We start from the raw sequence: 12,290 nt of genomic DNA on the forward strand, positions 1-12,290 counted from the left end.
CCCTCGGGCACCGCGACGGTCGCGTGGCCGACGACGTGGCCGTCCACCGCGCCGATCGACGCCCCGAGCAGGGCCAGGTCGACGCCCAGCGCCGCTCCGGCGCGCGCGAGCCAGTCCGCGGGGACCGTCGCGCTCGCGTACCCGACCGACCACGCGGCGCCGTCGTGCGCGGTGCCGTGCGCTCGGCGGGGCAGCAGCGCACGGCCGAGCGCCGACGACGGGTCGCGCAGCAGGTCGACGACGGGTCCCTGCTCGACGATCCGGCCGTGGTCCAGGCGGGCGACCGAGTCCGCGAGCTCGAGCACCGTCTCCATCTCGTGCGTGATGAAGAGGATCGACAGGCCGAGGTCGTCGCGCAGGTCCTTGAGGAGCCGGACGACCGACGCCGTCGCGTCCGGGTCGAGGCCGGAGGTCGCCTCGTCGGAGAGCAGCACGCGCGGCCGCAGCGCGAGCGCGCGGGCGATGCCGACGCGCTGACGCTGCCCGCCCGACAGCTGGTGCGGGTGGTGCCGCGCCCGGTCCGCGAGGCCGACGCGGTCGAGCAGCTCCGCGACGCGGCGCCGCCGGTCGGCGGGCGTGACGCCGAGGTAGCGCAGGGGCAGCTCGACGTTCTCCGCCGCGGTCCGCCGCGACAGCAGCCCGTCGGACTGGAAGATGGTGCCGATCTGGCGGCGCGCGTCGCGCAGGCTGCGCGCGTCGAGCCGCGACAGCTCGCGGCCGCCGACGACGACGGTGCCCGACGTCGGGGGCTCGAGCAGCGTCACGCAGGCGGCGAGCGTGCTCTTGCCCGCGCCGCTGGGGCCGACGACGGCCGCGATCTCGCGGTCGGCGACGGTGAGGTCGAGGCGGTCGAGCACCGTGGTGCGGTGCGCGCCCTCCCCGTAGGTCTTGGTGAGCCGGCGGAGCTCGATCATGGGGTCTCCGAAGAGCGGGCCGAGGCGTGTGGCAGCACGCTCCCGGCGGGGCGGGATGGGGCTGCGCAGAGCCGCTCCGGTGCTCGCGTCGCGAGCTCAGGGGTGCAGGAGACCTGCGTGCGGGTGCGCGGACGGCGCGCACCGGTGGTGCGCCGTCAGGGGCGACAGCAGCACATTCGCACGGGGGTTCCTCCTGATCGTCCTTACCGGCGCGGTCGCACCGGTCCGGTCCTCACCCGGAGCACCCCACGACGAGGAGGGTTGCCGGCCAGCGAGCCGGGGCTTCGCGCTGGCGCTCATGACCTGGTGGAGAAACTAGGGCGTCTCACATGGCGCGTCAATGGTGTCCGAGTCGTGGACCGGAGGTCGGCGCGGTCGCCCGCTCGGGACGCCGCACGTAGCGTCGGGAGGCAGGCGGGACCGCGCACGTGGAGCGGCCACGACGACCGACGAGGAGGACCGGATGACGCAGCAGCCGAACGACGCGGCGGACGACCAGGCGAGCCAGCAGGGCACCGCCCAGGGGCAGAGCACCGACGCGCAGGACGCCGCGGGCTCGTCGGCGGAGGACCGCACGCGCCTGACGTCGGATCCCGAGGCAGGCACCGGCCCGTCGCTCACGATGACGGACGACGTCCGCGGCGAGCAGGTCTCGCCCGTCGACGCGGCGCACGCCGTGAACCCGGGTGGGGGGCCGCAGATCGACCCCGACGAGGAGGACGACGTGACGGGCGCCGGCATCCGCTGAGCCGACCGCCGTCGACGTGACGGCGTGCGACGCCCTGCGCCCGACCGGGTCGCGGACGCGGACGACGTCGCCGGCCGCCGGTTGCTACCGTCACCCGCAGGTGAGCCGGGAAGCCTGGTCGGCAACGACGTCGTCGACCCCGGAGGTCCCATGAGCACCACCCCGCGCCCGTCCCCCACGCTCCTCGAGCGCCGTTCGTGGACCGAGACGCGCCGCATCAGCGAGATCCTGCGCAAGGAGACCGTGGGCGGCGCGCTCCTGCTCGTGGCCACGGTCGCCGCCCTCGTCTGGGCGAACTCGCCGGCAGCGGACTCGTACGCCGCCCTGCGCGACCTCGAGGTCGGGCCCGAGAGCCTCCACCTCCACCTGTCGATCGGCACGTGGGCTGCCGACGGGCTCCTCGCGATCTTCTTCTTCGTCGTCGGGCTCGAGCTCAAGCGCGAGTTCGTCGCGGGCGACCTCCGCGACCCGCGCCGCGCGGCCCTGCCGATCCTCGCCGCCGTCGGGGGCATGGTCGTCCCCGCGCTCGTGTACGTCGCCATCGCCTCGCGCGCGGGCGGCGACGCGGTCAGCGGCTGGGCGATCCCCACCGCGACCGACATCGCCTTCGCGCTCGCGGTGCTGGCCGTCATCGGCACGCACCTGCCCGCCGCGCTGCGCACCTTCCTGCTCACGCTCGCCGTCGTCGACGACCTCCTTGCCGTGACCGTGATCGCGGTGTTCTACACGGACGAGGTCACCTGGCTCGCGCTCGGCGGCGCCGTGCTGGTCATCGGGCTCTTCGCCGTCGCCGTGCAGCGCCGCATCCGCTCGTGGTGGCTGCTGCTCCCGCTCGCCGTCGTCGCCTGGGCGCTCATGCACGCGTCCGGCGTCCATGCGACCGTCGCGGGCGTGCTCCTCGGGTTCACGGTCCCCGTCGTCCGGAGCGCGCGCGCCGGCGGACCCGACGCCGGCCCGGGGCTCGCCGAGCACTTCGAGCACCGGTTCCGCCCGATCTCGGCGGGCGTCGCGGTGCCCGTCTTCGCGTTCTTCGCCGCCGGGGTGTCGATCGGCGGACTCGACGGGCTCACCGACTCCCTGGCCGACCCGATCGCGCTCGGCATCGTCGCCGGTCTCGTCGTCGGCAAGGCCGTGGGCATCTTCGGCACGACGTGGCTCGTCGCGCGCTTCACCCACGCGACGCTCGACGCGTCCCTGCGCTGGCTCGACGTGCTGGGCGTCGCGGTCCTCGGTGGCATCGGCTTCACGGTGTCCCTGCTGATCGGCGAGCTCGCGTTCGAGACGTCCGAGGGCACGGCCCACGTGAAGGTCGGCGTCCTCGTGGGCTCCCTGCTCGCGGCGCTCGTGGCCGCGGCCATCCTCCGGTCGCGCAACCGGCACTACCGCAGGCTCGAGGTCGAGGAGACGACCGACGCCGACGCGGACGGCGTGCCGGACGTCTTCGAGGGCCACGAGCACCCGCACCGCTGATCGGCCGGCGTGGCTGGCCGGCGGGCGTGGCTGTCCGGCGGCGCGGCTGTCCGACGGGCTCGTCCGGCCAGCGGCTTGGCTGGTGACTTCGCGTCACATGGCGACGCGAAGTCACCAGTCAGTGCGGTCGGACCGCGCGCGGGCCCGGCGGCGGGTCGGGCGCATAGACTCGCGGCCGGATCCTGGAGGTGCGATGGGCAGCGCAGGCGCGCGGGCGGCCGCCCGTTCGCATGAGGGCTTCGCTCGCATGACGGCCCCGCTCGCATGACGGCCCCGCTCGCATGACGGCTGACCGCTCCGGCCCGCCGCCCCTCGTCATGGTCGCCGTCGGCGGTGCGCTGGGGACCGGCGCCCGCCTGGTCGTCTCCGGCCTCGTCCCGACCGCGGCGAACGGGTTCCCGACGGCCACGCTCGTCGAGAACCTCGTCGGCGCGTTCCTGCTCGGGCTGCTGCTCGAGGTGCTGCTCCGGCGCGGCGAGGAGGATGCCCGGGGACGGCTCGTCCGGCTCGGCCTCGGAACCGGCGCGCTCGGCGGGTTCACGACGTTCAGCAGCCTGGCGATCGAGCTCCAGCGCCTGCTCGCCGACGGCGCGTTCGCCGTCGCGGGCGCCTACGCGGCTGCGTCGCTCGCGCTCGGGCTCCTCGCCTGCCTCGCGGGGGTCGCGCTCGGCGCACGCTCCGGCCGGACGCGCCGTCGGGCGACGACATGATCGCGGTCCTGGTCGTCGTCGGCGGCGGGCTCGGCGCGGCCACGCGCTTCCTCCTCGACGGCTGGGTGCGTGAGCGCAGGCCCGGCCCGTTCCCGCTCGGCACCTTCCTCGTCAACGTCTCGGGCTCGCTGCTCATCGGCGTGCTCAGCGGCGCCGTGGCGTTCCACGCGCTGCCGACGGACGTGTACGCCGTGGCGGCTGTCGGCTTCTGCGGCGGCTACACGACCTTCTCGACCGCCATGGTCGAGACCGTGCGCCTCGTGCAGGCGGGGGACGTCGGTCGGGCGGTCGGCACCGCCGTGGGCTCGCTCCTGGTGACGCTCGGCGCGGCCGCGCTCGGCGTCGGCCTCATGGCCGCGATCGCCTGACGTCAGGGACGGCGGACACCCTCGGACCCGACGGCGGAGAGGAGCAGGCCGCCCGCCTCGCCGACGTCGGGCAGCGCGAGCGTCGGCACGCCCTCGCCACGCACGACGAGCACACCCTCGAGCCGGGCGTGCGGCTCGCCCCACAGGGCCGCGCGCCGGTCGCGCGGCAGCACGAGGTGAGCGAGCGAGTGCACGGGCGCCCGGACGGTGGTGAGCCACGCCCGCCGGTGCAGCACGTGCACCTCCGCCGGCCCGACGACGACCACGGCCGCGTGCCGCGTGACCGGGAGCAGCAGGTCCGCGGCGCGCGAGAGCACTCCGCCCCGACGTGCGACGCGCCCGCGCGGCGCGACGGCGACCGCGTCGGCCGCGACGCCCGCCGCGACGAGCTCGCGGTAGGCGGTGACGAGCGCGAGGTCCTCCCGCCCCGCGGCCTCACGCTCGAGTGCCGGGGCGTCGCGCGGCTCGCCGGTGCGGACGCCGAACGCGTGGAACCGCAGCACGTCGAGCAGGTCCTCGATCACTCCGGCCTGCGAGCCGTTGTACGGCACCTCGACCGTGCCCGACAGGGTGTGCAGCGTGAGCCGTCCGTCGAGCATCGACGTGCTGCTCTCGAGCGCGAGGACGTCGCGGTGGCGCGCCTGGAGCCGGTCGTAGCCGGCGTCGTGCGTCCGCCGGCGGAGCACGGTCAGGGCGTGCGCGTCGACGAGCAGCAGCGCGTCGTAGAGGTCCATCCCGGGCGTCGCGTCACGTCGCTGGAGGGGCCGCGGCACCTTGAGCGCGAGCTCGACCGAGTCCCAGTCGACCCGCTCGTCCGCGTAGAGACGGGGCACGTCGGAAGGCCCGCGCACGGGCAGCACCCACGGTCCGAACTGGTCGAGCTCCTCGGTCGTCACGGACCCATCGTCCCCCGTCCGGGGGCGGGACCCGGCCCGTTCGGCGGGTGAACCGCCCCGCGGCCCGTCCGAAGCGGCGCGTACCCTGGGGGCCGACCGGTGCGCCGTGCGCCCGGCTCCCGTGCGACGTCGCACGCCGTCCACGCCTCCCGACCGGCATCGCCGGTCGCCGTCGTGCCCGCGCACGGCCGCCCCACCGAACGGAAGTTCCCCGATGCCCGCAGCACCCCGGCCCGCCCTGCCCGATCCGGCCGCCGAGGAGCTCCCTGCCGCCGGGGCACCCGAGGCGGACGAGGCGCACTCGGTCCTCGCGGCGCTGCGCTCGCCGCGGCGCCTGCGTACGGAGGTGCTCGGCGGGCTCGTCGTCGCGCTCGCCCTCATCCCCGAGGCGATCTCGTTCTCGATCATCGCGGGCGTCGACCCGCGCGTCGGCCTGTTCGCCTCGTTCACCATGGCCGTGACCATCGCCTTCGTCGGCGGACGCCCCGCGATGATCTCCGCGGCCACCGGCGCGGTCGCGCTCGTCGTCGCACCCGTCGTCCGCGACCACGGGCTCGACCACCTCATCGCCACGGTGCTGCTCGCCGGCGTGCTGCAGGTCGTGCTCGGCGTGCTCGGCGTCGCGAAGCTCATGCGCTTCATCCCACGGTCCGTGATGGTCGGCTTCGTCAACGCGCTCGCGATCCTCATCCTCGTCGCCCAGCTGCCGCACCTGGTCGACGTGCCCGTCGCGGTCTACCTCATGGTCGCCGTCGGCATCGCGATCATCGTGCTCCTCCCGCGGCTGACGACGGTCGTGCCCGCGCCCCTCGTCGCGATCGTCCTGCTCACCGTCGTGACGGTCGTCGCGGCCGTCGCGGTGCCCACCGTCGGCGACCAGGGCGAGCTGCCGGACTCGCTGCCCGGCCTGCTGCTCCCGGACGTGCCGCTCGAGCTCGAGACGCTCCGGATCATCGCGCCGTACGCGTTCGCCATGGCGCTCGTGGGCATCCTCGAGTCGCTGCTCACGGCCAAGCTGGTCGACGACGTCACCGACACGCACTCGAACAAGACGCGCGAGACATGGGGTCAGGGCGTCGCCAACCTCGTCACGGGACTCTTCGGCGGCATGGGCGGCTGCGCGATGATCGGCCAGACGATGATCAACGTGAAGGTGTCCGGGGCGCGCACCCGGATCTCGACCTTCCTGGCCGGCGTCTTCCTGCTCGTGCTCGTCGTCGGCCTCGGCGACGTCGTCGCGATCATGCCGATGGCGGCGCTCGTCGCCGTCATGATCATGGTGTCGGTGGGGACGTTCGACTGGCACTCCGTCCGGCCCGCGACGCTGCGCCGGATGCCGAAGTCGGAGACGGGCGTGATGCTCGCGACCGTCGTCGTCACGGTCGCGACGCACAACCTCGCCTACGGCGTGCTCGTCGGCGTGCTGGTCGCGATGGTGCTGTTCGCGCGCCGCGTCGCGCACTTCACGACGGTCACGCGCCTCGACGCGTCCGACGACGACGCGCGGCGCGTGTACGCGGTGCGCGGCGAGCTGTTCTTCGCGTCGTCCAACGACCTCGTCTACCAGTTCGACTACGCGGGGGACCCGGCCGACGTCGTCATCGACATGTCCGACGCGCACGTGTGGGACGCGTCGACCGTCGCGACGCTCGACGCGATCACGACGAGGTACGCGACCAAGGGCAAGCGGGTCACGATCGTCGGGATGGACGACGACAGCGCCGCGCGCCACGACCGCCTCGCCGGGAACCTCGGCGCCGGCCACTGACCGCGGCGCCCGGGGCTCGCGACGTCGCGGCCCCGGGGCTCGACCGGTCGACTACGCGGTCGCGGCGTCGGGGCTCGGGAACAGCCGGCGCATGACGTCCGCCATGGTGATCACGCCGACCACCCGGTCGCCGTCGCGCACGACGGCGAGGTGGTTCCTCGTCTCGCGCATCGTCGCGAGCGCCGCGTAGACGGGCGTGTCGTGCGCCAGGCCCAGCACCGGACGCTCGAAGTCCGCCGCAGGGCGTCCGTCCGGCGCGACCAGCGTGTCGCGGACGTGCACCACGCCCGAGACCGCGGGCGGCATGCCGACGAGCACGCGCAGGTGCCCGGTCCCGAGGGTCGCGGCCCGGACGTCACCCACGCTCGCCCCGGCCGGGACGGCGGTCGGCGTCGACGTCGCGGTCAGCAGGTCGGCCACCGTGAGCGTCTGCAGCTCGAGCGCGCCGCCGAGCTGGTCGCCGAAGCTCGCGTCGAGCGCGCCGACGTTCGCCGAGTGCTCGACGAGGTGCCGCAGGTCCTCCGGGTTCTGCCCCGACGCGACCTGGTCGGTCGGCTCGACGCCCACCCGGCGCAGGCACCAGTTCGCCATCTCGTTGAGCGCGCGCAGCACGGGCCGCGTGAGCCACATGAAGCCGCGCATGGGGATGGCCAGCAGGGTCGCCGACGTCTCCGGGTGGGCGATCGCCCAGGACTTCGGCGCCATCTCACCGACAACGAGGTGCAGGAAGGTGACGATGACGAGCGCGAGCACGAAGCCCACGACGTCGGCCGCCCACAGCGGGGCACCCCACGTCTCGACCACGGGCGTGATCCAGTGGTGCACCGCGGGCTTCGTGATCGCGCCGAGCGCGAGCGTGCAGGCGGTGATGCCCAGCTGCGAGCCGGCCAGCAGCACGGTGAGCTCGCTCGAGCTGCGGAGCGCGGCACGGGCCGAGCGGCTCGACGACGCGGCGTCCTCGAGCCGGTGGCGCTTCGCGGCGAGCAGGGCGAACTCGACCGCGACGAAGAACGCGCTGAGTGCGATGAGGGCGATCGTGACGACCACCACGACGGGCGCGCTCATCGGTCCTCCTCCTCGGCGTCGGCGTCGGCCTCGGCGTCGTCGGCGACCGGCAGGACGACCCGCACGAGCGAGGGCACGTGCCGCTCGACCTCGAGGACGTCGACCCGCATGACGACGGGTGGCGGCGGTTCGGCGAGCGCGAGGTCCGCAGGGTCACCGGGGAGCTCGACGTCGACGCTGGCGCCCACCTCGGGCAGCGCGCCGTGCTCGGCGATCACGAGGCCGGCGATGGTCTCGTAGTCGCCCAGCGGCAGGTCGCGGCCGAGCGCGCGCTCGACCTCGTCGACGTGGACGTCGCCGGGCATGACCCACATGCCGTCCTCCCCGCCGAGGACGGCGGTCGGGATCTCGGGGTCGTGCTCGTCGGTGATCTCGCCCACGAGCTCCTCGGCCAGGTCCTCGAGCGTCACGACGCCGGCGAAGCCGCCGTACTCGTCGACGACGCAGGCCATCTGGTTCGCGGTGCCGCTCAGCAGGCGCAGCGCGTCGGGCAGCGTCATGGCCGTCGGCACCATCAGCGCGGGCCGCATGATCGACTCGACGGGCTGCGCGCTGCCGGGGAGCAGGGCGAGCACGTCCTGCAGGTGCACGACGCCGACGACCAGGTCGTCCTCGTCGAGCACGGGGTAGCGCGAGTGCCCGGTGGTCATCTGCTCGCGCACGTCCTGCACGGACTGGCCGGCACGGACGACGTCGACGCGCGCCCGCGGGATCATCGCGTGCTCGACGTCCTGGTCGGGGAAGTCGAGGATGCGGTCGAGCAGCACGGAGAGCTCGGCGGGCAGGTCACCGCTCTCGCGCGAGTCCGCCACGATGTGCTCGAGGTCGCGCACGGTGGCCGAGTGCTCGACGTCGTGCACCGGCTCGATGCGCAGTGCGCGCAGCAGCGCGTTCGACGCGGCGTCGAAGATGCGGATGAGCCAGCCGAACAGGCGCAGGTACCAGGTGGTCGACGTCGCGAGGCGCAGCGCGACGGGCTCGGGCCGCGCGATGGCGAGGTTCTTGGGGAACAGCTCCCCGAAGATCATCTGCACCACCGTCGAGAACAGCAGCGCGAGCACCGTGCCCACGGCGATGCCGACGCCGTCGGGCACGCCGACGCCACCGAGGGCCTCGCCGAGCGACTCACCGATGAGCGGCTCCGCGACGTAGCCGACGAGCAGCCCGGTCACGGTGATGCCGAGCTGCGCGCCCGAGAGCATGAAGCTCGTGCGGCGCGTGACGGACAGCGCGCGGTTGGCCGCCGCGTCCCCCGCGGCGCTGCGGGCGCCCAGGCGGGACCGGTCGACCGCCATGTAGGCGAACTCCTGCGCGACGAAGTAGCCCGTCACGGCGGTGATGGCCAGCACCACGACGACGCCCACCAGCAGGGACAGCACCCAGGTCACGAGCATCCCCCCGTCGTCGGCGCCTCGGCGGGCGGCTCCGGGGGGTTCGTACTGTCGGCGTCCATCATGTCCTGTCGTCGGTCGAGCTCTGTCGAGCGCTCAACGGCTCGCAGGGCGCCACGGTTCCAGACCCCGGCCGCACGCGCCAACGAGGCGCCCGCGCCGAGCGGTCGTCAGAGGATCTCGGCGACGTCCTCGAACTCGAGGCGCGGGGCGCGCGGGTGGGCCGGCACCTCGTCGGCCGGCCAGCCGACGTTGAGCACCATGAGGGAGCGCCGGCCGGTCCCCGCGAGCAGGTCGGCGTCGATGCCCGCGGCGTCCATGCCCGACATCGGGCCGACCTCGAGACCCGACGCGCGCAGCGCCACGACGAGGTAGCCGGCCTGCAGCCACGCGTTGTCGCGCGCGAGGCGTTCGCGCCCGTCCGCGTCCGCCTCGAAGCGCTCGCGAGCGCCCGTCATGTGGGGCGCGAGGTGGGCGAGCGTCTCGTGGAAGTCGACGTCGGCCGCGACGACGACGCTCAGCGGCGCAGCCAGCACGCGGTCCCGGTTGCCCCCGGACATGTGGGCCGCGAGCCGCTCGCGAGCCGCGGCCGAGCGCACGAGGACGAGGCGCAGGGGCGAGGCGTTGAACGCCGTGGGGCCCCAGCGGACGGCGTCGTGCACCGCGGCGAGGTGGGCGTCCGTGACCGGCCGGTCGGCCCAGGCCCGCGCCGTCCGGCGTCGGACGAAGACGTCCTCGAGGGTGGAGCTGCTGACATCGGTCTCGAGCGTGGTCACGCAGGCGGCAACGGGCGGGTCGTCCCACGTCTTCCGGGTCGGCGGTGTGGCAGTGGTCACCACGACCGCGAACCGTCGGGCCGGTCGCGGTGCGGGTCGCGCATGCGTATAAGAGAGGAGGTGAGCACCCCCCTCGAGGACTACGCCCTCCTGTCCGACCTGCACACCGGCCCCCTGGTGTCGCGGGACGGGAGCATCGACTGGCTGTGCCTGCCGCGGTTCGACTCGCCCGCGGTGTTCTCGGCGATCCTCGGTGACCCCGACGACGGCCGCTGGAGGCTGTCGGTCGCCGACGGCGAGGTGGTCGAGCGCCGGTACCTGCCGCAGACGTTCGTGCTCGAGACCACGTGGCAGTCGCCGACCGGCAGGGCGCGCGTGACGGACTTCCTCCCGCCGAGCACCGAGCGGGCCGACCTGGTGCGCCGGGTCGAGTGCCTCGAGGGCGAGGTCGACGTCGAGCACGACCTGCGCCTGCGGTTCGACTACGCACGCGCGACGCCCTGGGTCCGCGTGGTGGACGAGGACGACGACGGCCACGACGGCGCCCCCGCGCTGCTCTCGCTCGCCGGACCCGACGGCCTGCTCATGAGCGGGCCGCTGCTCGCGTGGCCGGAGGAGGACGAGGAGGACGACGACGACGGCGCCGACACGCGCACGGCGTCCGGGCAGCCGGGCGCCCGCCGGCCCGGGGCGGAGGAGGAGGGCGGCGCCCGCGCCCGGCGCCTGACCGGCACCTTTCGGCTCGCGGCGGGCGACGTCGCCACCTGGGACCTCACGTGGTTCCCGTCCTACGAGCACACGCCCCCGCCCGTCGACCCCGACCACGCGCTCGCCGAGGGGGTGCGCTTCTGGACGGACTGGTCCGCGCAGCTGACGGTCCACACCGACCACGACCCGATCGTCCTGCGGTCGCTGCTGGTGCTGCGCGCGCTGACGCACTCGCAGACCGGCGGCATCGTCGCCGCGCCCACCGCGTCCCTGCCCGAGGAGCTCGGGGGCAGCCGCAACTGGGACTACCGGTACGTGTGGCTGCGTGATGCGGCCCTGACCATCGAGGTCGCCATCGCGCACGGCCTGACGCGCGGCGCGCGGCTGTGGCGCGACTGGCTGCTGCGCGCCGTCGCGGGCGACGCGCACGACGTCCGGATCATGTACGGCGTCGCGGGCGAGCGGGAGCTCACCGAGGTCGAGCTCGACCACCTCGCCGGGTACGAGGGCTCCCGCCCCGTGCGTATCGGCAACGGCGCGGCGGACCAGTACCAGGCCGACGTCGTCGGCGAGGTCATGCTCGCGCTCGGCCAGCTGCGCGACGCGGGCGTGGGCGAGGACCCGTACACGTGGGAGCTGCAGAAGAGCCTGCTCCGGTTCTGCGAGGCGAACCTCGACCGCAAGGACCACGGCATCTGGGAGATGCGCGGAGAGGTGCACTACTTCACGCACGGCCGGGCGATGATGTGGGCGGCGTTCGACCAGGGCGTCCGTGCGGTCGAGCAGCACGGGCTCGACGGGCCCGTGGAGCGGTGGCGCGAGCTGCGCGACGCGCTGCGCGAGGAGATCGACGCGCGCGGCTTCGACGCCGAGCGGAACACCTTCACGCAGACGTACGGCGGCACCGAGGTGGACGCGTCGCTGCTCCAGCTGCCCCACACCGGGTACCTGACCTACGACGACCCGCGCATGCTCGGCACGGTCGAGCGGATCGAGCAGGACCTGCGTGACGACCACGGCCTGCTGCACCGCTATCGCACCGACGCGGGGCTCGACGGCCTCGAGGGCAACGAGCACCCGTTCCTCATCTGCACCTTCTGGCTCGTCGAGCAGTACGCGCTCGGCGGCCGGCTCGACGATGCCGAGCGGCTCATGGCGCAGCTCGTGGGCTACGCGAACGACCTGGGCCTGCTGAGCGAGGAGTACGACCCCGTGTCCGGCCGCCTCATCGGCAACTTCCCGCAGGCCTTCAGCCACCTCGGGCTCATCCGGGCCGCCGACGCCGTCGCGGCGGCGCAGCGCGCGCGGGCCTGACGGCGTCGGGCGCCGCGGGTGGCGATGTTGCCCGTGGCGATGCGGCCCGGCTCGGACCCGGAACGGGGGAAGCCCCCGAACCCGAGGGTTCGAGGGCTTCCCGTGTCCTCAGGACAGAGCGGTAGCGGTGGTGTTCTGCGTCAGGACATAGGAAACGCATCT

At 74.4% G+C, this 12,290-nt stretch carries 11 protein-coding genes and 1 riboswitch; of the genes, 6 read left to right on the forward strand and 5 right to left on the reverse strand.

The window, feature by feature from the left end:
• Nucleotides 1-914: methionine ABC transporter ATP-binding protein (locus ICW40_RS11620; RefSeq protein WP_221654110.1), on the reverse strand; the 914-nt coding region annotated here is incomplete at its 3' end.
• Between the two features lie 194 nt (nt 915-1,108).
• Nucleotides 1,109-1,218: riboswitch (SAM riboswitch) on the reverse strand.
• Nucleotides 1,219-1,377: 159 nt separating this feature from the next.
• Between ICW40_RS11620 and ICW40_RS11625 the strand changes: the two genes are divergently transcribed.
• From ICW40_RS11625 to crcB, 4 genes are all read left to right on the forward strand, one after another.
• The gene (locus ICW40_RS11625) at nt 1,378-1,662 is read left to right on the forward strand and encodes a hypothetical protein (protein ID WP_221654112.1); all 285 of its coding nucleotides are present in this window, start codon (nt 1,378-1,380) and stop codon (nt 1,660-1,662) included.
• 150 nt (nt 1,663-1,812) lie between these two features.
• On the forward strand, nt 1,813-3,132 hold the full coding sequence (gene nhaA, locus ICW40_RS11630; RefSeq protein WP_221654114.1) for a Na+/H+ antiporter NhaA: 1,320 nt from the start codon (nt 1,813-1,815) through the stop codon (nt 3,130-3,132).
• A 281-nt stretch (nt 3,133-3,413) separates the two neighbouring features.
• Nucleotides 3,414-3,842 (forward strand): FluC/FEX family fluoride channel, encoded by a 429-nt coding sequence (locus ICW40_RS11635; RefSeq protein WP_221654116.1) that lies wholly within the window; start codon nt 3,414-3,416, stop codon nt 3,840-3,842.
• Nucleotides 3,839-4,210 (forward strand): fluoride efflux transporter CrcB, encoded by a 372-nt coding sequence (crcB, locus tag ICW40_RS11640; protein WP_221654118.1) that lies wholly within the window; start codon nt 3,839-3,841, stop codon nt 4,208-4,210. The genes ICW40_RS11635 and crcB overlap by 4 nt, the downstream gene beginning before the upstream one ends.
• Nucleotides 4,211-4,212: 2 nt before the next feature.
• On the opposite strand, the gene ICW40_RS11645 is transcribed toward crcB, so the two are convergent.
• Nucleotides 4,213-5,106, reverse strand: coding sequence for a hypothetical protein (locus ICW40_RS11645; RefSeq protein ID WP_221654120.1), 894 nt, complete (start codon nt 5,104-5,106; stop codon nt 4,213-4,215).
• Between the two features lie 214 nt (nt 5,107-5,320).
• Between ICW40_RS11645 and ICW40_RS11650 the strand changes: the two genes are divergently transcribed.
• Nucleotides 5,321-6,874 (forward strand): SulP family inorganic anion transporter, encoded by a 1,554-nt coding sequence (locus ICW40_RS11650; protein WP_221654122.1) that lies wholly within the window; start codon nt 5,321-5,323, stop codon nt 6,872-6,874.
• A 51-nt stretch (nt 6,875-6,925) separates the two neighbouring features.
• Here the strand turns inward: ICW40_RS11650 and ICW40_RS11655 are convergent, their stop codons facing one another.
• From ICW40_RS11655 to ICW40_RS11665, 3 genes are all read right to left on the reverse strand, one after another.
• The gene (locus ICW40_RS11655; protein ID WP_221654123.1) at nt 6,926-7,939 is read right to left on the reverse strand and encodes a CNNM domain-containing protein; all 1,014 of its coding nucleotides are present in this window, start codon (nt 7,937-7,939) and stop codon (nt 6,926-6,928) included.
• Nucleotides 7,936-9,333: a hemolysin family protein gene (locus ICW40_RS11660; RefSeq protein ID WP_221654124.1), complete on the reverse strand. Its 1,398-nt coding sequence runs from the start codon at nt 9,331-9,333 to the stop codon at nt 7,936-7,938. The genes ICW40_RS11655 and ICW40_RS11660 overlap by 4 nt, the downstream gene beginning before the upstream one ends.
• A 167-nt stretch (nt 9,334-9,500) precedes the next feature.
• A complete protein-coding gene (locus ICW40_RS11665) occupies nt 9,501-10,169 on the reverse strand; it encodes a malonic semialdehyde reductase (RefSeq protein WP_308121763.1) in 669 nt (222 codons plus the stop codon).
• Nucleotides 10,170-10,208: 39 nt separating this feature from the next.
• On the opposite strand from ICW40_RS11665, the gene ICW40_RS11670 reads away from it, so the two are divergent.
• On the forward strand, nt 10,209-12,128 hold the full coding sequence (locus ICW40_RS11670; RefSeq protein WP_221654126.1) for a glycoside hydrolase family 15 protein: 1,920 nt from the start codon (nt 10,209-10,211) through the stop codon (nt 12,126-12,128).
• Nucleotides 12,129-12,290 lie beyond the last annotated feature (162 nt).

Source organism: Actinotalea ferrariae, from assembly GCF_019733465.1.
Taxonomy (GTDB): Bacteria; Actinomycetota; Actinomycetes; order Actinomycetales; family Cellulomonadaceae; genus Actinotalea; species Actinotalea ferrariae_A.

Excerpts from the sequence above, each read along its gene's own strand:
- ICW40_RS11655 (WP_221654123.1), bottom strand. The coding sequence starts at position 7,939 with ATGAGCGCGCCCGTCGTGGTGGTCGTCACGATCGCCCTCATCGCACTC.
- nhaA (WP_221654114.1), top strand. The coding sequence starts at position 1,813 with ATGAGCACCACCCCGCGCCCGTCCCCCACGCTCCTCGAGCGCCGTTCG.
- crcB (WP_221654118.1), top strand. The coding sequence starts at position 3,839 with ATGATCGCGGTCCTGGTCGTCGTCGGCGGCGGGCTCGGCGCGGCCACG.
- ICW40_RS11625 (WP_221654112.1), top strand. The coding sequence starts at position 1,378 with ATGACGCAGCAGCCGAACGACGCGGCGGACGACCAGGCGAGCCAGCAG.
- ICW40_RS11670 (WP_221654126.1), top strand. The coding sequence starts at position 10,209 with ATGCGTATAAGAGAGGAGGTGAGCACCCCCCTCGAGGACTACGCCCTC.
- ICW40_RS11660 (WP_221654124.1), bottom strand. The coding sequence starts at position 9,333 with ATGCTCGTGACCTGGGTGCTGTCCCTGCTGGTGGGCGTCGTCGTGGTG.
- ICW40_RS11650 (WP_221654122.1), top strand. The coding sequence starts at position 5,321 with ATGCCCGCAGCACCCCGGCCCGCCCTGCCCGATCCGGCCGCCGAGGAG.
- ICW40_RS11635 (WP_221654116.1), top strand. The coding sequence starts at position 3,414 with ATGACGGCTGACCGCTCCGGCCCGCCGCCCCTCGTCATGGTCGCCGTC.